Raw genomic sequence first — 20,761 nt, 5'->3', positions numbered from 1 at the left:
ATAGAGTTAAGAAGGTTGCTCAAAAATTTCTCTCAACCGTTTTAGTGAGGTTTTGATGTCACTCAATTCTGATTCGCTAAGTTGATCAAATCGTTCTTTTAGATAACTAATATGAACTGGAAAGATATTGTTAAAAACCTGCTCACCTTCTGGGGTCAAAACAATCAGAAAACAGCGTCGATTTTCAGGCGGAACTTCTCGACGGACAAAGCCTTTCTGTTCTAAGCGATCGATAATTCCCGTCAGCGTTCCTTTCGTCACCAGCGTTTTTTCCGCTAACTGATTCATAAACATACCGGGCGTATTTCCCAGCGTCGCAATCACATCAAACTGAGGGGACGTTAAGCCGAGTTCACGAATGTGAGGTTCTTCATACGCACAAAAGGCTTGATAGGTTTGGACGAGTTCGCGCAAAGTCGCCAAAAAAGGTTGATTTGCCGCACTATCAGCGGTCAGTTTGGAAGGGGCCAATTTTGTTTTGTTAACCTTTGTTTGCTTCACAAGACAGAGGATTGAATGTATTTATTATTTTCAGTATTACATATCGAATGTACTAATCCAAACTTTAAAGATTCGTGCCTGATTATTCTCTGACTTTTGTTTCTGATTACACATCAAGTTATGAATCGCTTAGTTAAGCTTTTTGTAACTCTTTTGCATCTTGTGAGATCCTCGATCGACGCTTAAAAGATTCAGTATGGTGAACACAAGGCAAATTCTTTTGGTCATCCGTCACCTCTTCAAAATCCCATGAACCCCTCAACGCTTCGTCAACTCTGGTCTCTGATCGAAACGACTCAAGCAACCCTGCTTTTGAATCTCGACGACACCAGCCTCGTCCAATGTTTACTGCGACAATTTCCCACTCAGCGCCCCCTCAACCCGGAAGAAACCACGCTTCTGCGGAGCTACATTCACTCCAAACTGACGCTAATCCGCGATCTGGCCCACAATCGTTTGGCTGCCAGCTAGAGTGAGCTTTATTCTGGGGTTGTTTTGGGAAGCGTGATGGGTGAACCCTTCTGAATTGAGTTTATGGGTGAAGGCGGTTTATTGAGCGTGGCAGAGACCAGCATAAAGCCCAGATAAGCGGGCAAAGTCAGAAGCATTATACTGACGATCGCCATCACCCAAAGTCTTGAATTTCCAGAAGCGCCATAATAACTGCGGTAGGGATCGATCGTCATCATGTCGGACTTGATGATTTCCCGCAGCGCGATCGGACGCTTAAATCGAATCCGTCGATCGTCCAGTTTTTCTAATAAAATCCAGCCAGCGTGCGACTCTTCTTCACACAGTCGTTGCAACACTGTTGGATCGCGAAATAGGTCTTGATGCGATCGTACGATTTTGAATTCCCAGCCAACGAGTCGAGGATCTTTGGGAGGCTTTTTTGAGCCGTTTTTTTGGGTAGAAGTCGTTGCTGTGTCGTTAGATTCGTAAGGGGTCAAGGTTTCTTCTTCCTCCTCACAGACTTGCTGCAATTTTGACTGTTGCCACCGCAACCATCCGCCTCCAACCACTGCCTGCAATCCGAGACTGCCAACCAACAAGCTCAAAAGGGTGATTTCGCTCATTAAGAAAGTAGGGCGTGGGGAGTAGGGTGTAGTGTACAGGCAAAAGTTCTCCCTGAGAAACTTCTTTCAAGGGCGTTGCTGATTGGAGGGATGAATCTGTTGGGAAGTGTCAATCTTTCCGCCCCCTAAACCCCCAAAAATGGGGGACTTTGAGCATTGGGCCTCCCTCCGCTCTGGGGCAATTCACCCCCTGATTCAGCAACGCCCTTTCAAGTTTTGAATTAACCCCTCACTCCTCACTCCTCACCTTCAAATACCCTTGCAGTAAAAAATCAGAGCCGATCGCTTCCCAGCTAACTCGCTCCAATTCCAAAGCTTGTGTCATCGCCACCAATCCCAGATCGCCCACCGGAGAAGGGGCACCAACTCCACCAATAATCTTGGGAGCAATAAACGCCAGCACTTTTTGAACACATTTCTGCCCGATCGCCTGCGCCGCCAGCATTCCGCCACACTCCCAGAGAACCGAGAGACAGCCTCGATCGTACAAACTAGCCATGACCTGAGTCGGCGTTAACGAGTCCAGTTTTACGACTTCTACGCCTTGCTGGGTGAGTGTTTTCTCAACTTCCCAATCGGCTGCTAACCCTGTGAATACGATCGTGGGAACAGCTTCGGTATTCCACAAGTGAGCATCGGTAGGCAGATCAAGCGATCGACTCATCACCACGCGCAGAGGATTGTGATTTGAAACATTGTGCGTCGTTAATTGAGGATTGTCTTTGCGAACCGTGTTGCCCCCGATGATTACCGCGTCGCAGGTCGATCGCAACTGATGGACTCGATTTCGAGAAGCTGCCCCCGTCACCCAACTGCTGTGTCCTGTAGTCGCCGCAATTTTGCCGTCCAGGGTCATGGCGTATTTGAGAATGCCAAACGGACGATGATGCAGAATGCGATGCACAAAGGCTTCGTTGAGAGTCTGACACGCTGCTTCTTCAACGCCCACAACCACATCGATTCCGGCTGCTCTGAGTCGAGCAATGCCGCTTCCTGCCACCTGCGGATTGGGATCAACCATGCCCACAACGACTCGCCGAATTCCGGCTGCAATGATCGCTTCAGAGCAGGGAGGCGTGCGGCCGTAATGATTGCAGGGTTCCAGATTGACGTAAAGGGTCGCATTTTGGGCACGATTATCCGCCGCTCTCAGCGCAAACACTTCTGCATGGGGCTGTCCCGCCTTGGGATGAAAGCCTTCACCCACAATTTCCCTATCTTGAACGACCACACAGCCCACTAAGGGGTTGGGAGCCGTCTGCCCGATCGCCTGTCGCGCCAATTCCAAACAGCGATGCATGAGAGTGCGATCGAGTTCACCTGGTTCATCTACCGAAATTTTCATTCAGCCTTCTCAATCCGAGTGAGTATCTTAGTTCATCACTTATTGAATCACTGAAGGAGAAAAGTTTCAGGTTAGAACGGCTAGGACGATCGCGACGTGGAATACTGACTTAGCACTTCTTGACCCCAGCGCACCAGCTTTTCTGGCCCTTCCATCATCAGCAAATATTGTCCCCGGTTGAGATGGTGACGATAGACACTAACCGTCGTGCCTTCTCCAAACAAGCCAAACAGGCCGCCGACCACTGCGCCACAAAACCCGCTCACGATCCCAAATGCAGGAATAACCAGCAAATGACGAAAATGCTCCCAATCGACCTCGCTAGGGCCTTGATATAGAAACAGCGCTAGACCGAAGATCGTACCCAATGTGCCCGCCAATAGAGAAAACGATCGCGCCTTACGGGTAGCGATCTGCATAGGTTTGAGTAAGCCAACGTGTTCTGGGCTGCTGTACCCTCGACCCACGATCGCCAAATGCTCAGGTGAAATTCCGTAATAATGCAGCAATCGATACGCCTGAAATGCAGATACTTCATCGGGAAATATCATCACGGACAGATGAGTCTGTCGGCGTACTAGACCCGTCTTTCGCAAGAAACGTGTAACTGTCACAAAACTATAGGGGGAGAGTGAGGGCGGTGGCTATTTCTGTTTGAATTCTAAACCTTTGATCGGGGTTTGCTCAGGGACGAGAGGAGGAATTTAATTATTCTTCAGTAAAGCTTGGATGAATGCGTATGTGAAGAACAGCGTTGAGTTGAGAAAGGGGAAGGGAATACTGGCGATCGAGACTGTAAACCTTTTTTAGCTTCTCAATCAGGACTGTTTGCTATGGGATTTTTGATTTTTTTGGTCGGGCTGATTTTACTGATCGGCTATATCGTGATCGATGCCTACAACCGACTGGTGACGCTTCGCAATCGCTACAAAAACGCCTACTCTCAAATCGATGTTCAACTTCAGCGACGATACGATTTGATTCCCAATCTGATCGAGACGGCCAAAGGCTACATGAAGTATGAGCAAGAAACTCTGCAAGCGGTGATCGCGGCCCGCAACTCTGCCATTACTGCTAACAGTCGAGCCGCCCAAACTCCCGGTGATCCCCAGGCGATGCAGCAGTTGGGTAGCGCCGAAGCTGCACTCACAGGCGCATTGGGTCGGTTTATCGCCATTTCAGAAGCTTATCCTGATCTCAAAGCAGACCAGACGATGACCCGCGTGATGGAAGAGTTGTCGTCCACTGAGAACAAAGTTGCGTTTGCGCGTCAAGCTTTTAACGATGGCGTGACGGTCTACAACACCAAGCGAGAAGTGTTTCCGAGCAATCTGGTCGCAGGGGCTTTTAACTTTGCGGCAGCAGAACTGCTGGCCGAGGTCGCTCCCGAAGTGAAAGCTGCTCCCCGCGTATCGTTCTAGACTGCCATGAACTTTTTTGAACATCAGGATCAGGCACGGGCAAACACTCAAAAGCTGGTGGGGCTGTTTGGGTTGTCCGTTTTGTCGATGATTATTTTGATCTACCTGGCGACGATCGCCACCTTCAATCTTGCGTCGCCCAGTCATTGTCTGAGTTTCGTTGAACCGGAATCGCCAAGCGTCACGTTTGTCGCCAGCAAGCGCTCTAGAAGTGGCGGGTCTTCAGGGTTTTCGGGCACGAGTTCTAGCTGGCGATCGCGATCGGGTTCCTCGACTCCGATCAGCTCTCCGCGCTCAAGTTCCTCTTGTAAGTCAACGGCGATCGGCTGGTGGCATCCCAAAATTTTCTTCTGGGTGTTCACGTTGACCATTTTGGTGATTGGTGGGGCCAGTTGGTACAAAGTTTTCACGTTGCAGGCAGGAGGCAGTGTCATCGCTCAAGAACTGGGCGGCCGCTTGCTGCTCGCTGAAACCGTCGAAACTGAAGAACAGCAGCAGCTATTAAATGTGGTCGAAGAAATGGCGATCGCCGCCAACATGAAAGTACCAGCCGTTTACATTTTGGACAATGAGACGGGAATTAATGCCTTTGCTGCGGGACATACGATCGACAATGCCGTAATCGGCGTGACTCGTGGCTGTCTAGAACAGTTAAATCGAGATGAGTTGCAGGGCGTGATCGGGCACGAATTTAGTCACATTCTCAACGGAGATATGCGGCTCAATTTGCGGCTAATAGGACTGCTTCACGGGATTTTGTTTGTCTACATCACAGGCAGGATCATGATCGCACTCGAAGATCGAGACAATCGCTGGCTCTGGTATTTGGGTCTGGCAGTGACGACGATCGGTTTGGTGGGTCTCTTCTTTGGGCGACTGATTCAAAGTGCGATTTCCCGTCAACGAGAATTTTTGGCGGATGCGTCAGCGGTACAGTTCACGCGCAATCCGGCCGGCATTTCTGGAGCGTTGCAGAAAATTGGCAATTTGGGGTCTCAAGTGAAGTCCCCTTATGCAGACGAAGCCAGCCACATGTTTTTTGGCAATGCCTTAAAGCTGAGTTGGTTTGACGATCTGTGGGCAACTCATCCACCGCTGCTACATCGGATTCGTCGCCTGGGCGGTTTGCAAAATGTGCCTTTGTCAGAAACGCCGCTTGCTGGCTCCAGTCATGCAAGCTCAAGTTCAATCATGGGATTTGCAGGGGGATCTACGGCCATCAAGCCTGTTCCGCCAATCCGTTCAGAATCCTGGTTAAGCGAAGTTTTGCAGTCAGAAATTCAGACTTGTGAAGGGGCAACGGCGATCGTTTACGCGCTCCTGCTCAATCCTCAGTTTCAAACTCAACAAATAGACTGGCTGCGTCAGGTCGGATCAGAAGAATTGGTCGAGCAAGTGCTGATGTTGAGAGCAGAAGTGGAACAGATTGCAGACCGCGATCGCCTCGCTTTATTAGATCTGACAGTTCCTGCTCTGCGACAAAGTTCTACAAATCAAATCAAAAAATTATTCATCGCCATTCAAGGACTGATCAAAGTTGAAGGCCGCTGGACGCTCAGCAAGTTTGTCGTATTTGTGATTTTGCAGCGTCGGCTTCAGGCTTCTCAAACTCAGACCGAACAGTTTTCAAGTTTGAGCGAAATTTGGACAGACTGCGGATTGATCATTTCATCGATCGCTCAAATCGGACAAAAGACCCCCGACACGATCGCCTATGCCTTCCGATCAGGACTGTTTCGCCTCCCCGGTGCCAGCCAGCAAGAAATGCCCAACGCTCCTCCCCCTTCTAACTTCAGCGAACTCAAAAAAAGCCTGACTCGACTGGGTGCAGCCACACCAAAACTCAAGCAAGCGATCGTCGAAGCCTGCTCTTACACAGTTTTGCTCGACAACACAGTGACTGATTCGGAGGCGGAATTATTGAGGGCGGTAGCGATCGCTTTGGATTGTCCCCTGCCGCCGTTTCTCAACAAAAAACAAAGCAACCCCAAAAAACAACCTGTGCTTTAAGGGGTCGAATTAGTTTTGGAATTTTGGAAATTTTGAAGGGAGCGATTCGGATGATGATTAATAAACTATCAAGTTTCTTCACTGCGTTGTTCAGCGCTTCTGCCCCCACCCCCCCATCCTGGAGACTTTAAGACAAGAGTTCTAGTTCAAAGTCCCTCACTTGTGGGGGATTTAGGGGGCTTCCCGAATTTGAAATCGAAGCATAAAGCTTGATCAGACTCGCGTTTAGCGTCTTTTACAACGTCGATTCAAGCTGATTTAACAGATTTTCGACATAGGTGAGTGCGCCTCGAATCGTTTCAGGATCTTCGATGTCCACGCCGACATAGTGACGCAGGGCTTCGACTTGATCTTGACTGCCTCCCGCTGCCAGCAGTTCTAAATAGCCAGGAATAAAGTCTTTGCCGACCTCCAGATATTTTTGATAGCAGGCCAGACTGACAATATTCGAGGCGGTGTATTGGTAGCAGTAGTATGGCTTGAAGTAAATGTGACCAATTCTCGCCCAATCATATTGATGCTCTGGCAGCACTTCGACCGCATCGCCACAGAGTTCTTGATAGAGGTTCATCCACTGCTCATTGACGAAGCTAGAATCAAAACTGCCCTGAGCGGCGCGATCGTGTACCAACAATTCCAATCGGCTAATCGTGCTTTGTCGAAACAGTAGATTGAGCTGGTCTTCTAGCTGACGAGTGATCAGAGATTTGGTTAAAGCCTTATCACCTTTGGCTTGCTTGAGCAAATAATCCAGCAACAACAACTCGTTGAATGTAGAAGCAATTTCGGCCAGCACCATCGGCGGATTGCTATTGAAGTAGGTTTGGCGATCGTCGATCCAGGCAAAGTGTAAGCCGTGACCCATTTCGTGAGCCAACGTAAACAGTGAGTTGTAATCATCGGTGTAAGACAACAACAAATAGCTGTGTTTGCCGTAGCTATAGGCGCAAAACGCTCCTCCTCGCTTGCCCGGCCGAACTTTTGCGTCTACCCAGTCTTTGATAAAAAATTCCTCGGCGCGACGAGCATAGTTCGGGTCAAACTGGTCAAGCGCCGCAATCAACGTTTCCACGCCAGCTTTGTAAGGAATGGGCGGAATCTGCTCGTTGGTCGTCCAGGGTGCGTAAATGTCACAGAGACGAATCTTTTGCCCGATCGCTTGTCCCTTGAGCCGATAGTAGCGCTGAAACAAATCAAATCGGCTGTGAGTCCCTTCCATGATGGCGCGAAACACGGGTTCTGACACTTCATCCGCTAACAGTTGTTTGTGCAGCGTCGAGTCGTAACCGCGCATCTGATTTTCGATCTTGTGATCTTGAGCGACGGTGTTGAGAATGTAGCCATACAGCGAGTTGTGCTGTCCCATCACCTGACGTACCGATCGATAAGCCGCTTCGCGAGTTTCGGGATGAGGATGAAACGCCAGCGCACTCAAATCTGCTTCGGTACTGACGGTTTTGCCTTCTGGGGTAGTGACAGATTCGTATTGCTGTTCGCCCAAGTGAATCGATCGCAGTTGAATAAACGCCTGCCGTCCGGTTAAGCTGTCTTGATTTCGAGTTTGCTCAACCGCTTCAGACAGGGTGTGGGGACGATATTTAGCAATCTTGTTCAAATAATGACCATAGGGTTGCAGAATCGCTGCTTTTTGGAGTTGATCAAACTGCTCTGCGGTCAATCCTTGCAGTTCCAGATCAAAAAACAAAAGCTGATTTTCAACCGCCGTCAACGCTTCCATTACTTTGTCAAGAAACTGTTTCGTCTCTGTGTTGCGCGTGTCAGCCGAGAAAATCAGCGACGGAAAGGAATAGAGATAACCCGATTTTTGAGCGATCGCTTCCAATGTTTTAAAACACTCTGCGAGGCGATCGGCGTTCAGTTCTGCAACTTTGCCCCGAAAGCGATCGCGAAAGTCTGCGGCTTCTGTTTTTAGCGTCTCTAGATCTTGGGCTAACTGCGGATCGTCAAAGCCTGTATACAAATCAGACAAATCCCATTCTTGAGGACTGTCTAGCTTGGTAGAAGTGAGCGATTGAACCATGACCAAATCTCCCTGTGCGATGTAACCGAATTTTCAGTGAACGCCTCTAATTTTGCGGGTGTTTTCGACGAGGCTTTGGGCAAAGCGATCGAACCGTTCTGACAGTTTTTCGTCCAGCAGTTTGCCATCGGGACTAAAGGCTTGCCAAGCTTGAGCGACACCAATCTGTTCTGGAATCACCCAGGCATTCACCCATCTCATGATCAGGCGCAAATCGTTCAATGCGTTGCTGTTGGATTGTCCGCCCAAAACGCTGATCAGACCTGCCACTTTGCCCGCCATTTCTTCAAAACTCATCAAGTCGAGCGCATTTTTGAGTACGCCACTGACACTGCCATGATACTCAGGACTGGCTAAAAGGAGGGCATCCGCTTCTTTGACGGCTTTTTGCAGTCGCGCAACATCGGGGTAGTCAGAATAGTCGTCGCCCCCATTACAAAAGGGCAAATTCAGAGTCCGTAAGTCCAATACTTCGACCTCAGCGCCCAGAGCATTGAGGCGATCGACCGCTTGCTGAAGAGCCTGATAGGTGTAGGAGTCCGATCGCAAACTGCCGCCAATTGCTACAACTTTTACCATTGCTGTTCCTGTGTGAGTAATCTTCCCAAAGGGTTCTATTGCTTAGTTTGCAGAGGTTAAACGAAACCGACCTGTATCGATGGTAGAATCCCTAAAGCGAAGTCGTTATGAATTCATTTAATCTAACAGTTGTCTCTAGAAAGTGCAAATCTCGAAATGAACCCGGCGATCGCAGGTCGCTTCACAAGTGCCTTCGTCAACCCGGATATCAGAACGGAATCTGCCTCCACAAATTAAACCCAATTAAACTGCCAGCCAAAGTCACTTAAATCAGGCTTTGATAACCAGTCGGGAGGTACGAATTTTTCTCGACTTTGAACTGACCTCACCTTAAAAAGGAAGATTCAAAGAAGTCGCCCATCGCTTAACCTGAAACTTAGAACTCAAAACTTAGAACTCAAAACTCTTCTCCTCCCTCCTCCCTCCTCCCTTATTTCATGCCGATCGATTTCCGCAATCTCAACACGCTCTGGTCATCTGTTCTGGTCGAAACATTACATCGTCTGGGTTTGAAGACAGCGATCATCTGTCCTGGCTCTCGATCTGCACCTTTGGCGATCGCGTTTGCTCAACATTCTGAGATTGAGGCAATTCCGATTTTGGATGAGCGCTCGGCCGCTTTTTTTGCATTAGGACTCGCCCGCAAATCCCATCAGCCTGTCGTTTTAGTTTGCACATCGGGAACGGCAGGAGCCAATTTTTATCCAGCAATCATTGAAGCGAGAGAAAGCCGAGTACCGCTGTTGGTGTTGACCGCCGATCGTCCGCCTGAATTACGAGACTGCAACGCAGGACAAGCGATCGACCAACAAAAACTCTTTGGTTCCTATCCCAACTTCTATGCTGAAATTGCGCTTCCTGATGCTGAATTGTCCATGCTGGCGTACCTCAGACAGACGGTGATGCAAGCTTGGCAGCAAACCCAATATCCCATTCCCGGCGTTGTCCATTTAAATCTGCCCTTTCGTGATCCATTGGTGCCGATCGCTCACCTCGCCACCCAATCCTTACAAGCTACTTTTCCGCCCGACTTTTTCCATCACATTCGCCCCTGTCTCCCTCACGCCTCACGCCTCACGCCTCACGCCTCACGCCTCACGCCTTCGCCCCGCGGTCTCATTCTCGCCGGAGCAGCCCAACCCTCTGATCCGATCGCCTACTGTCAAGCGATCGCCCATCTCTCCAAGACGTTTGGAATGCCCGTTTTGGCAGAGGGATTGTCGCCCTTGCGAAACTACGCCAGCTTAAATCCCTATCTAATTTCCACCTACGACACCCTTCTGAGAAACGCAGAACTCGCAGAAAAACTAGCGCCCGATGTGGTGATTCGCGTGGGAGAAATGCCGACTAGCAAGACGCTGCGCCAATGGTTAACGGCCACTCAACCGAACCAGTGGGTGATTGATCCGAGCGATCGCAGTCTCGACCCGCTTCACGGCAAAACGACTCATCTGCCTACCTCAATTGAAGCTTTTGTTACCCAGTTGTCCGAGTCCGTTGCGCCCAGTCCCTACACGCAGCTTTGGTGTGAAATGGAAGCTCAGATGAGACGCGCGATCGACCAAAAGCTGTCTGCTGAGACAGCCCTATTTGAAGGAAAAGCCGCCTGGTTACTCTCTCAACACCTGCCTCACAAAACGCCGCTCTTCATTTCCAGCAGTATGCCCGTTCGGGATGTCGAGTTTTTTTGGATGCCCAACGACTCCGCAATTCAGCCCTTTTTTAACCGAGGCGCAAACGGCATCGACGGCATTCTCTCGACGGCATTAGGAATCGCCCACCACAATCAAGCCAGCGTTCTCTTGACAGGAGATTTGGCGCTGCTGCATGATACCAACGGATTTTTGAATCGCGATCGCCTGATCGGAAGTTTGACCATTATCGTGATCAACAACAACGGTGGCGGCATTTTTAGCATGTTACCGATCGCCCAATTCAACCCGCCTTTTGAAGAATTTTTCGCCACTCCTCAAAACATCGACTTCGCCAACCTCTGCCAAACTTACAACGTTGACCATCAGCCCATCCACACCTGGGAGCAACTAATCCAGCAGCTAAATCCTCTCCCTCCCCAGGGCATTCGCGTCCTAGAAATCAAAACTGATCGTCAATCCGATGCCCAATGGCGACAAAATAATTTAAGCGCGATCGCCGCCTCCCTCTCCTAACTCACTCCTCACTCCTCACTCCTCATCCCTCACCCCTTATGACCGACTGGCACGCCGTCAAATCCTACGAAGACATCACCTATCACAAAACCGACGGCATCGCCAAAATCACGATCAACCGTCCCCACAAACGCAACGCCTTTCGACCCAAGACCGTCGTCGAACTCTACGACGCTTTTAGCAATGCCCGCGAAGATAGTCGAATCGGCGTAATTTTGCTAACAGGAGCCGGGCCGCACACCGACGGCAAATATGCATTTTGTGCAGGGGGTGATCAGAGCGTTCGGGGGCAGGGAGGCTATATCGATGAAGAAGGTGTCCCCCGGCTCAACGTACTGGATTTGCAGCGTCTGATTCGCTCAATGCCCAAAGTAGTCATCGCACTAGTGGCAGGCTATGCGATCGGCGGTGGGCATGTCCTTCATCTGCTCTGTGACTTGACGATCGCCGCTGACAACGCCATTTTTGGACAGACTGGCCCCAAAGTCGGTAGTTTTGACGGAGGGTTTGGAGCCAGCTACATGGCGCGAATTGTGGGACAAAAAAAGGCGCGAGAAATCTGGTATCTCTGTCGTCAGTACGATGCTGCTCAGGCGTTAGAAATGGGCTTAGTCAACTGTGTCGTGCCGATCGCTCAACTTGAAGCTGAAGGCATCCAATGGGCAGAGGAGATTTTGGAGAAAAGCCCGATCGCCATTCGCTGTCTCAAAGCTGCCTTTAATGCTGACTGTGACGGTCAAGCCGGACTTCAAGAACTCGCCGGAAACGCCACGTTACTCTACTACATGACCGAAGAAGGCTCCGAAGGAAAACAAGCCTTTTTAGAGAAGCGCTCCCCTGATTTTCGTAAATATCCCTGGCTGCCTTGAGGTGTGGGCTGAGGATAACGCCCTTCAGGTTACAAAAAAATCGCACCGACTGGGATGCGATCGTTGAAACTAATTAAAACCTGCATTAGGCGGAAAGCTTTTCTGAAGAGACTGGTCTAGCCGCACTATCCAACACCATCGGTCGATTGGTTTCTCGCAGATCTGCGGTCGTCAGTTCGCTGGTTATAGGAAGCAGTTCTTCTTTCCACATCATAATTTTTGTAAAATCCCAGGTGGGGGCAAATACTGGACGCGCTAAAGAACAAGCCGCCCAACTTCCTCGCACAGATACACTGAGTTGGCTACAGTGCCCTCCTCGTCTCCCTTCTGGCATGTAGTAGCGACAGTGCCGACAAGCAGAAGCGAGGGGATCAGAACTTTTCATAATCGAGCTTTTAGAAATGATTTGTGTTTTGGAAAAATGACGCGAAACTGCTAAGAAAAAGCTTCATGACTAAAAGTCAAAATTACTTAAAGTTGGCTAAGAAATATGACCATTCTTATCAATTTTTAAGAACCAGCTTACTGCAAGGCGATTTCGCGAACTCGGTACTTCTATTGTGAATTAAGGCGGTTTTACCCTTGCAGATTTAGAAAAGTCAAACACATCTCCCCGTCAAGGTTCCAAGACTTTTTTGCTAAAAGTGGGGTTTATATTCTCTTTAGATTTGTGTAAAGAAGAGACAAAATGAAAAGCCTTTTTTTTGAAATCTAGAGAGATCAGTCCTACTTTTACTAAAACAAGCCAGGGATCAAGTTAAACACCTAAAGTTTAAGTGTCTTTGTTAACTGCTCAATGCTGCCTTAATCTCCTTAAATATGAAGGAAGTATTAAACGAATCACATCTTTCTTCTGACGGACGATTCCCTAATCAGGAGTTCTGTATACAGTGAACATTCGGATATGAAAAGCGATTTCCTCCAAAAGTTAGAGCCAATTCCCTCACAAATGCTGTTTACAAAACAACGTGTTTGTAGAGTAAAAATCAATCGAAGAGTCACCGAATCGTTCTCAAAGGTCAGCATCCTCTCGAAGAAGCTCTACCAGCGTTTGGCCACACAAACCGCACACATCGACCAGCGCTCTAGCTCTCCGATCGGGGTAGGACACTGACATTGAGGACACAACGGCAACCGATCGCCCCGATGCTGCACCACCGCCACCCAGTTTTGAAAAGCGGCTTCTGGGCTTTTTGCCTTATCCAACTTATCTGCCTTGTCCAACTTAAAAGAGGTCGGCTCTACTCGACTGGGATGCTCTGCCCATATTTCTGGCATCTCTTCAACAAAATCCACCTTGTGCCAGTCTGTGGTCGAAAATCGAATGTCTGCGATCGGCGTAGAGAGAGTGGTATTTAGCTTTTCCAAAATTCTCTGCCGCTCAAAGACTAAATTTTGTGACCAGACCGCGTTAGAAGTCGCAACCTTGAGAGTGCCCCGTTTCAGCGCGATCGGGCGAGTTTGCTGAGAGACGATCGCGCCAACCACCTCAGACCATTTCCGAATCACCTGCTGAAGCTGCTTTTCTTCGGGTCGATTAAGTTGAGTTTCGAGAGAGCCTAAAAGCTGCTGCAAGGGTTGAAATGACATGTCGAGACTGACCCAAACGCATGTAGATAGGAAAATGTAAACGGTCTTTAGTCTTTGCATCAAAGCCGGGAAACATCACACTCAGCTTTGGAGGGCTTCCATTTATATTGTCGCTTTATATTGTCGCTGATTCCGCCCAAACTCATTGGCTGAGAAGCGACCGCGCTTGTTCTGAACGGGTTGACTAATCGACTTGCACCTTTTTGCTCACAATTTTTGGCTCACAGTTGATTCATTTTGCCAACGGTGAATTACACTAATAGCGCCCGAATATTCCTGAAAAATTCCTTTCAAATCAAGCCTTTCTTCCTCAAGCCACAGTTACGTCCTCCCAAATCGGTCTCAAACAGTTAGGAGTCACCACAATGCGTCACAGTCCGTTAGTTGATTCGCAGTTCTCCGAAGGGGAAACTCCTGCCCAGCCCCAACTCAATTCCAAGCTGCAAAGAGCGCTAAACTGCCTCGACATTCAGCTAGAAGAAGAACTGATGCGCTATCGACGACAACGGTCAGGACGCTCGATCTCGCCTTCTATTGGACTCAAACGCAAGCAGCCTCCCAAACTAGAGTTGATGTCTGTAGGAGAACCCACTACTCAACCCCTGACTCCTGCCAGTCTGAGCGGTCATGAGGATTCGCCCTTTGAGCCAAGCTTTGAGCGACAAGATTCCTCTGGGTTGGCGATCGTTTCCCCCGAACCCTCGACGGACAGCGAAATTCTTTACCCGCCTCAAGTAGACAGCACCCATCTAGCCGATTCGACTCCTCCCGATGACTATTTAGAGTCGTCAGAAGAACTGTTGAGAAGTTTGGCGCGAGAAGAGGCTCAGGTTCGCGTCGATCGCGGCTTTCTAGAAAGTCTGGCAACGCCTTTGGGTGTGGGGTCGATGCTGATGTTGCTGATGTCAAGCGCCATGTTTGGCTATGTGATTATGAATCCGTCGAGTTTGAGCTTTGTAGCGGGATTGTTCGATCGTCCAACACCAACTGCCACATCGCCTTCAGCGGCTCCGACCAATCCTGACGGTTCTCAAGTCGCCATTCCCAACTCGCCCCCTTTAGATAAACAAGAATTTGTCGATTTGGGATTGGGCAACCTGACGACGCTTAAATCCCGTAAAGATGCTCTGACTAGCAAAGTTCCCAAAGTAACCGCTTCTCCGGCTGCCTCTCCCCAAGTGAAGCAAGGCATTTCTCCTCAGTCTTTGCCTCGATCGACGGCCAGCACTCCAACGGCTCCCGTTCAGCCTGCACCTGCGAGAAGCTACAGTCCTCCTAGAAACGATACGCCTGCACCCGCAAGAAGTTATGCTGCCCCTGCGCCTGTGACAAGCTACAGTCCTCCTTCGAGACCCTATACGCCCCCTGCGATTCAGACTGCGCCGTTGCCGCCTGTTTCGGTGCCGCGATCGTATGACCCTCCCGTCAGCGCCCCCAGCCCGCCTCAAAGCGACGGCTACTCTTATAAGGTTGAAATTCCGTTTACGGGCGATCGCTCTCTCGAAGAGGCGCGCAAAGCTGCTCCTGATGCTTATCTTCGTCCTGATGGCAAAATCCAGCTAGGGGCGACGGGCAGCGAAGCCGAGGCCAAAGCCAAAGCGCAAGAACTCCAAAACCAGGGCATTCCCGCCGAAGTTAACCAACGGTAGGATTGTCCAACCGAAAAGTTACGGTACCATTGAGGGAACTGGACTGGAGAGAGAGCTATGGGCATTCTTGACCGACTCTGGAGAGCGATTCGCGCCAATATTAATCATCTGGTAGGTCAGGCAGAAGATCCGGAAAAGATTCTGGAACAAACTGTCTTGGATATGCAGAATGATTTGATTCAGCTTCGGCAGGCAGTGGCTCAGGCGATCGCCACTCAAAAGCGCACTGAGCGGCAATGTTCTCAAGCCCAATCCATGTCAGAAGAATGGTATCGTCGGGCCCAACTTGCTCTACAAAAGGGCGACGAAAATCTGGCACGAGAGGCTCTGACGCGCCGCAAATCTTATCAAGAAACGGCAGAAGCCATGCAGTCTCAGCTAGGGCAACAAGCGTCGGTCGTGACTCAGCTCAAGCAAAACATGATGAAGCTTGAGAGTAAAATCTCTGAGGCGAAAACCAAGAAGGATCTCTACATTGCGCGTGCCCGGTCTGCAAAAGCGTCTCAGCAACTCAATGACATGTTGAGCGGTGTGGGAACGGGGAGCGCCATGAATGCTTTTGAGCGGATGGAAGAAAAAGTGTTGCAGCTAGAGGCGCAGTCTGAAGCGATCGCTGAACTGGGCACTGACCAGCTAGAAAAGCGGTTTGAGGCACTGGGCGAAGCGGACGATATTGATGCTGAACTGGCTTCGATGAAAAATCAGCTTGCGGGGGGAAATGCCGCTTCGTTACCCAGCGCAACGCCTGAAATTGATCCTGAATTGGAAAAGCTGCGATCGCAAATTCGAGGCAATTAATTTCGATTGGAGTCGATCGCACCTCGATTGATCGCGATGACAATTCTATTTGCTGCGATGACAACTCGATTGATCGCGGCAACAATTTGATTATTTGCGGTGACAATTCGATTGATCGCGATCGACATAGGATTGTTTGCGATCGACATAGGATGTCGCGGTAGTTTTATAGAATCGTGCGTGATTTTCCATAATTGCAGTGTATCAATGAGAGAATTCCTCTCCTACTGCGGCTTAAATCTTTATGGTTTTCGATCCTGTCTCGATTCTGACAACCGAAGCGCTCAAGAAGCTGACCACGCTAGTGATCGATACGGCTTGGAAACAGAGCGGTCGAGCGATCGATAGAAAAACTGAGCAACAAATTGGGAATGCGATGATAGAGTACGTCGCAACCTATGAGAAGCGCCATTGCAGCCTCAAATATGATTGCTTGCGAATGGACAACTCGCTGAGACTGGAAGAAATTTATACCGATGTGCAGGTATTGGATACTCGCGAGAGCCGTCGCTTTGAGTCTCCTGAAGGCTTGAAAGATCTCTACCTCGAAATTGGTCGAGGATTTGTGTTTGAGCAAACGACCCGCAAAGAAGGCATCGCGGTCGCAAATCTTGAACCTCGGCTGATGGTGTTGGGCAGTCCGGGAATTGGCAAATCAACCTTCCTGAGAAAGGTGGGACTCGAAGCACTGAAATGGGAGACCGGGCGGTTTCGACATGAGTTGCTTCCGGTGTTTGTGGAGCTAAAACGCTTTGATGCGACCCAGACGCATATCGAGAAGTTTATTGCGGAAGAGTTTGAGACTTGTGGATTTCCGAATGCTGAAGTTTTTACACAGAATCTTTTGAAAGCAGGAAAGCTGCTGATTTTGCTGGACGGTTTGGATGAAGTGCCGACTGATCAGGTCGATCGCGCCATTGAGCAGATTCAAAGATTAGTCGATCGCTACGACAAAAATCACTTCATCGCCTCCTGTCGCATCGCTGCTTACAAAGGCGGATTTCCACGCTTTAAAGACGTGACGATGGCAAACTTTAGTGATTCGCAGATGGAAACATTTGTGCGTCAGTGGTTTCGACGTGAGCCAAAAATTGCGGATCACTGTTGGGGTTTGTTGAGCAGCGAAGACTACAAGGCAACGAAAGAACTGGGGCAAACTCCCTTACTATTGACGCTGCTTTGTGCCGTATACAACGAGTCGCAGAGCTTACCCAAGCAAAGAGCATCGCTGTATGGCGAAGCATTGGACGTGTGGCTAAAGAAATGGGCCTCTGAAAAGCGAATTCAACACAATCCCATCTACCAAGAACTCAGTCTGGAGCTAGAACGCATCCTGCTTTCTGAAATTGCCTATCAGAGTTTTGCTGACGATCAGTTGTTTTTGTCAAAACGAGAACTCACTGATCAAATTCGAGCATCTCTGATGAGCAATTTGAATGCTTCAAAGACTTTAGATGCAGAGAAAGTGTTGAATGCAATCGAAGTGCAGCAAGGCATTTTGGTCGAACGCGCTAGAGATGTCTATTCGTTTTCACATCTCACCTTTCAGGAATATCTAACGGCTCAATACATCGTGGATGAGCGACAAGTTGAGACATTGGTTGCCAAGCATTTGACAGACAATCGCTGGCGTGAGGTGTTTTTTCTAGTTGCGGGTCTATCGCGTAAGGCAGACGATTTGCTTACAGCAATGGAACGTGAAACTCAGAAGCTCATCCATTCAGACAAGCTGAAAGCCTTGATTAATTGGTCGGAGCAAACCACCAAAAACTCGGTAGAAAACTACAAACCTGCGGCTAAACGCTCCGTTGCGATCTTCGTTGCCCTTGACCGTGCCCTTGACCGTGCCCTTTCACTTTCCCGTGCCCTTTCCCTTGACCGTGCCCTTTCCCTTCCCCTTGACCGTGCCCTTTCCCTTTCCCTTTCCCGTGCCCTTGACAGTGCCCAAATTTTTAATTCTGTTGATTTCTCAGCTTTGACTCAGCAATTTGAAGCGATGAAAACTCAAGTTCCAGGTGATAACGAACCGCTTGAACTGCGTCGAGCTTTCGCTAACCGCATCCGTCAAACTTGGTGTGACGCTTTGCATTTCGATTACGAATGGCTCGATTTATCTGAGGAAGAAAAAAGATCTCTCGAAAACTACCTCTACGCCAATGAACTGATGGCGCACTGCAAAGAAGCTGCCTTGCGCGTGTCGCCTGGCGTGTGGAACGGCATCAAATCCCGAATGCTGACCATACCCGATAATGAAATCAACTCATAGATCGCGATCGCAGGAGGCTAACCAAAATGACCGATCGAGAACAACTCCTTCAAGAACTGGAGCAAGCCCCCGACGAACTCATCGCCGAAACCTTAAACTTTCTACGATCAGCAAAAGCCAAACAAACCAACTTCCCACCTGGCATCACGCCAATTAATATTGCTGAACTACAAAAGCAAATCCCAAAAACTCCCGAAGAACGATCGCGCCGCCTTAGAGAATGGGTCGCCAGTCTGCCGCAAGACAGCCCAGGACTCCCAGAAGAAGCAATGCACCGAGACACAATGTACGACTGATGCCGCAATACTTTCTAGATACCAACATTCTTTTGCGTCTAAGTGATTCCAACGCATCACAAACACACGCTCGTCCTATACACTGTCGATCGCTTAGTTTTACAACACAATCCCTGCGTGATCACTGCCCAAGTCTTAGTCGAATTTTGGGTTGTTGCAACCCGGCCGATTTCAGTCAACGGATTCGGCTGGACAACTGAGCAAACCCGTACCAAAATCGCACAACTTCTATCCCAGTTTGACCTATTACCAGAAACCGAAGCAATCTTCACCACCTGGTTAGACCTACCGTCTACACAAGTTGATTGATCTGTCATTGCCGAGAGGCTTCGCCCCCTAAATCCCCCATTCTGGGGGACTTTGAACGAGAAATATTGTCTCAACGGTCATTTTATGACCACAATCCCTACTCGCCCAATTTTGATCAAACTAACGTCGCCGCAACTGCTCAACTCGTGTCTGTGTCGATCGATAGTCTAATTCTGCTTGATCGACCTGCGATCTCGAAATCGCCCCCGCCTCATTGAGCAGTAAAGAACGCTGGTAAAGCAACTCAGCTTGTTTTAGACGAGCTTGGGCAGCTTCTAGCTCAGACTGAGCAGGATTTGTAGCAGATTCGCGCTTTTGTGCGGCTCGATAGTCTAACTCCGCCCGATCGACCTCTGATCGCGGCACCGCCCCCATCCTGTATAGCCACAACAATCGCTCATACCGCATCTCAACTACTTTGGTCGTATCGTCGCGAGTGGCTTTTGAGCAGCGATCGACCGCAGCAAGAAATCTCTGCTGAGTGCGTAACTCCTCTTGAACCCGGATGACTGCCAGCTTAGAAATCGCGCCCTCCTGGTAAAGTCGGCTGTATCGCTCATAGTTTTGTTTCGCTAGAGCTAGGTCTGCTTGAGCCTCACGAATCTCAGTCGTCGAAATTAAGAGCGATCGCTCACACGGTTGAGAAAGGACGGGTAAAGCAATCATCGAACCAATCCATCCCAGACAGAGCAGCCTGAATATCTTCATGGGTTATTCTACAAACTTAGAAATTTTCCTGCATCTTACACCCTCTAAAAAAATTCTCCGAAATTGACCGATTTTGGACTGAAGTTCTTAGACTGAGAGAAGAGCCTGTTATTTTTACAATTCTCGATGCCGCTTGCCTCTTTGATGAGTCGCCTACAGAATTGTGAACCATACATCAAAGGTTCTCGCAAAATCGATCGCAACTTTGCCGATCCGATCGCGCTGTGTAGGCTAACGTAATCGTAAACCGTACACCTTTTGTATACCGCGTCAAGAGGAAAGACAGAATTATGGGATTATTTGATCGAGTCAGCCGTCTGGTCAGAGCCAACGTCAACGATATGGTGAGCAAGGCTGAAGATCCAGAGAAAATCCTGGAACAAGCGGTCATCGACATGCAGGAAGACCTGGTGCAGTTGCGTCAAGCCGTTGCCAGCGCGATCGCCAGCCAAAAACGCTCTCAACAGCAATATAACCAGGCCCAAACCGAATCCAACAACTGGCAACAGCGCGCCCAACTCGCCCTGCAAAAAGGTGACGAAAATCTTGCTAAAGAAGCGCTGCTCAGAAAAAAGACCCACACCGAAACCGCCAACACCCTCAAAGCTCAACTCGACCAGCAAACCACGCAGGTTGACACGCTCAAGCGCAGTTTGATTGCTCTAGAAGGCAAAATTTCTGAAGCCAAAACCAAGAAAGACATGCTGCGGGCCCGGGCCAGCGCTGCTAAAGCTCAAGAGCAGTTGCAGTCTACGGTGAGCAATTTGGGGACGAGTAGCGCCATGGCCGCCTTCGAGCGTATGGAAGAAAAAGTATTGCAGCTAGAAGCGCGATCGCAGGCCGCAGGTGAGTTGGCAGGTGCCGACCTCGAAAGTCAGTTTGCTCGACTCGAATCGGGTGATGTTGATCTCGAACTCGAAGCCATGAAACAGCAAATGCTGGCAGGCTCTTCTCAAGCTCAAGCCCAACTTCCTGGGACGGCTGCCTCTTCAACGGGTCAAACCAAAGCTTCTCCCCAGGATCAAGCCGTCGTCGATGCCGAACTCGAAGACCTCAAAAAGCAGTTGGATAATCTGTAAGTACGCTGCTGCGATCGTCCACTCAACTGACTTCTTGGTAGCCTTAGCTTCCGATC

Annotated in this window: 21 protein-coding genes; 11 read left to right on the top strand and 10 right to left on the bottom strand. The window is 49.4% G+C overall.

The window, feature by feature from the left end; translation table 11 throughout:
* Positions 1-6 precede the first annotated feature (6 nt).
* On the bottom strand, positions 7-501 hold the full coding sequence (locus tag ACKFKF_RS07615) for a MarR family winged helix-turn-helix transcriptional regulator (RefSeq protein ID WP_446867156.1): 495 nt from the start codon (positions 499-501) through the stop codon (positions 7-9).
* Positions 502-750: 249 nt separating this feature from the next.
* Here ACKFKF_RS07615 and ACKFKF_RS07610 point away from each other — a divergent pair, with 249 nt between their 5' ends.
* A complete protein-coding gene (locus tag ACKFKF_RS07610; RefSeq protein WP_446862427.1) occupies positions 751-972 on the top strand; it encodes a hypothetical protein in 222 nt (73 codons plus the stop codon).
* A gap of 8 nt (positions 973-980) precedes the next feature.
* On the opposite strand, the gene ACKFKF_RS07605 is transcribed toward ACKFKF_RS07610, so the two are convergent.
* From ACKFKF_RS07605 to ACKFKF_RS07595, 3 genes are all read right to left on the bottom strand, one after another.
* Positions 981-1,577, bottom strand: a complete 597-nt coding sequence (locus ACKFKF_RS07605; RefSeq protein WP_446867154.1) for a hypothetical protein — start codon at positions 1,575-1,577, stop codon at positions 981-983.
* Between the two features lie 229 nt (positions 1,578-1,806).
* Positions 1,807-2,922: a bifunctional diaminohydroxyphosphoribosylaminopyrimidine deaminase/5-amino-6-(5-phosphoribosylamino)uracil reductase RibD gene (gene ribD, locus ACKFKF_RS07600; RefSeq protein WP_446867152.1), complete on the bottom strand. Its 1,116-nt coding sequence runs from the start codon at positions 2,920-2,922 to the stop codon at positions 1,807-1,809.
* 80 nt (positions 2,923-3,002) lie between these two features.
* Positions 3,003-3,473: a hypothetical protein gene (locus ACKFKF_RS07595; protein ID WP_446867151.1), complete on the bottom strand. Its 471-nt coding sequence runs from the start codon at positions 3,471-3,473 to the stop codon at positions 3,003-3,005.
* 282 nt (positions 3,474-3,755) lie between these two features.
* On the opposite strand from ACKFKF_RS07595, the gene ACKFKF_RS07590 reads away from it, so the two are divergent.
* Positions 3,756-4,343, top strand: coding sequence for a LemA family protein (locus tag ACKFKF_RS07590; RefSeq protein WP_446867149.1), 588 nt, complete (start codon positions 3,756-3,758; stop codon positions 4,341-4,343).
* A gap of 6 nt (positions 4,344-4,349) precedes the next feature.
* Positions 4,350-6,353, top strand: coding sequence for a M48 family metallopeptidase (locus ACKFKF_RS07585; RefSeq protein ID WP_446867148.1), 2,004 nt, complete (start codon positions 4,350-4,352; stop codon positions 6,351-6,353).
* Between the two features lie 235 nt (positions 6,354-6,588).
* Here ACKFKF_RS07585 and ACKFKF_RS07580 read toward each other — a convergent pair whose 3' ends face one another.
* A complete protein-coding gene (locus ACKFKF_RS07580; protein WP_446867147.1) occupies positions 6,589-8,394 on the bottom strand; it encodes a M3 family oligoendopeptidase in 1,806 nt (601 codons plus the stop codon).
* A gap of 33 nt (positions 8,395-8,427) precedes the next feature.
* Positions 8,428-8,973 carry an NADPH-dependent FMN reductase gene (locus ACKFKF_RS07575; RefSeq protein ID WP_446867146.1) on the bottom strand — a complete coding sequence of 182 codons (546 nt, stop codon included), beginning with the start codon at positions 8,971-8,973 and terminating at the stop codon, positions 8,428-8,430.
* Positions 8,974-9,410: 437 nt separating this feature from the next.
* Between ACKFKF_RS07575 and menD the strand changes: the two genes are divergently transcribed.
* Complete coding sequence (gene menD / locus ACKFKF_RS07570; RefSeq protein WP_446867145.1) at positions 9,411-11,141, top strand: 2-succinyl-5-enolpyruvyl-6-hydroxy-3-cyclohexene-1-carboxylic-acid synthase; 1,731 nt, start codon at positions 9,411-9,413, stop codon at positions 11,139-11,141.
* A 38-nt stretch (positions 11,142-11,179) separates the two neighbouring features.
* Entirely contained in the window at positions 11,180-12,010 is an 831-nt protein-coding gene (gene menB / locus ACKFKF_RS07565) for a 1,4-dihydroxy-2-naphthoyl-CoA synthase (protein WP_446862436.1), read from the top strand.
* A gap of 85 nt (positions 12,011-12,095) precedes the next feature.
* Here the strand turns inward: menB and ACKFKF_RS07560 are convergent, their stop codons facing one another.
* Positions 12,096-12,395 carry a hypothetical protein gene (locus ACKFKF_RS07560; RefSeq protein ID WP_446862476.1) on the bottom strand — a complete coding sequence of 100 codons (300 nt, stop codon included), beginning with the start codon at positions 12,393-12,395 and terminating at the stop codon, positions 12,096-12,098.
* 656 nt (positions 12,396-13,051) lie between these two features.
* Complete coding sequence (locus ACKFKF_RS07555) at positions 13,052-13,600, bottom strand: DUF721 domain-containing protein (protein ID WP_446867144.1); 549 nt, start codon at positions 13,598-13,600, stop codon at positions 13,052-13,054.
* A gap of 365 nt (positions 13,601-13,965) precedes the next feature.
* Between ACKFKF_RS07555 and ACKFKF_RS07550 the strand changes: the two genes are divergently transcribed.
* Positions 13,966-15,249 carry a hypothetical protein gene (locus tag ACKFKF_RS07550; protein ID WP_446867142.1) on the top strand — a complete coding sequence of 428 codons (1,284 nt, stop codon included), beginning with the start codon at positions 13,966-13,968 and terminating at the stop codon, positions 15,247-15,249.
* Between the two features lie 57 nt (positions 15,250-15,306).
* Positions 15,307-16,047: a PspA/IM30 family protein gene (locus ACKFKF_RS07545; RefSeq protein ID WP_446862473.1), complete on the top strand. Its 741-nt coding sequence runs from the start codon at positions 15,307-15,309 to the stop codon at positions 16,045-16,047.
* On the opposite strand, the gene ACKFKF_RS07540 is transcribed toward ACKFKF_RS07545, so the two are convergent.
* Positions 16,044-16,196 (bottom strand): hypothetical protein, encoded by a 153-nt coding sequence (locus ACKFKF_RS07540; RefSeq protein WP_446867141.1) that lies wholly within the window; start codon positions 16,194-16,196, stop codon positions 16,044-16,046. The two genes, ACKFKF_RS07545 and ACKFKF_RS07540, sit on opposite strands and share 4 nt — an antisense overlap.
* Positions 16,197-16,291: 95 nt before the next feature.
* Here ACKFKF_RS07540 and ACKFKF_RS07535 point away from each other — a divergent pair, with 95 nt between their 5' ends.
* The 3 genes from ACKFKF_RS07535 to ACKFKF_RS07525 are packed head-to-tail and all read left to right on the top strand — an operon-like array spanning position 16,292 to position 18,918.
* Positions 16,292-18,313: an NACHT domain-containing protein gene (locus ACKFKF_RS07535; RefSeq protein WP_446867140.1), complete on the top strand. Its 2,022-nt coding sequence runs from the start codon at positions 16,292-16,294 to the stop codon at positions 18,311-18,313.
* A gap of 26 nt (positions 18,314-18,339) precedes the next feature.
* Complete coding sequence (locus tag ACKFKF_RS07530; RefSeq protein ID WP_446867138.1) at positions 18,340-18,609, top strand: hypothetical protein; 270 nt, start codon at positions 18,340-18,342, stop codon at positions 18,607-18,609.
* Positions 18,610-18,651: 42 nt separating this feature from the next.
* Positions 18,652-18,918, top strand: coding sequence for a hypothetical protein (locus tag ACKFKF_RS07525; RefSeq protein WP_446867136.1), 267 nt, complete (start codon positions 18,652-18,654; stop codon positions 18,916-18,918).
* 120 nt (positions 18,919-19,038) lie between these two features.
* On the opposite strand, the gene ACKFKF_RS07520 is transcribed toward ACKFKF_RS07525, so the two are convergent.
* Entirely contained in the window at positions 19,039-19,626 is a 588-nt protein-coding gene (locus ACKFKF_RS07520) for a hypothetical protein (RefSeq protein ID WP_446867135.1), read from the bottom strand.
* A 290-nt stretch (positions 19,627-19,916) separates the two neighbouring features.
* On the opposite strand from ACKFKF_RS07520, the gene ACKFKF_RS07515 reads away from it, so the two are divergent.
* Positions 19,917-20,705 (top strand): PspA/IM30 family protein, encoded by a 789-nt coding sequence (locus ACKFKF_RS07515; RefSeq protein WP_446867133.1) that lies wholly within the window; start codon positions 19,917-19,919, stop codon positions 20,703-20,705.
* Positions 20,706-20,761: the final 56 nt, after the last annotated feature.

The sequence above is a fragment of the Phormidesmis sp. 146-12 genome (assembly GCF_052939495.1).
Note: the sequence above shows the minus strand (reverse complement) of the source record. Positions and strands in the feature narration are given on the sequence as shown.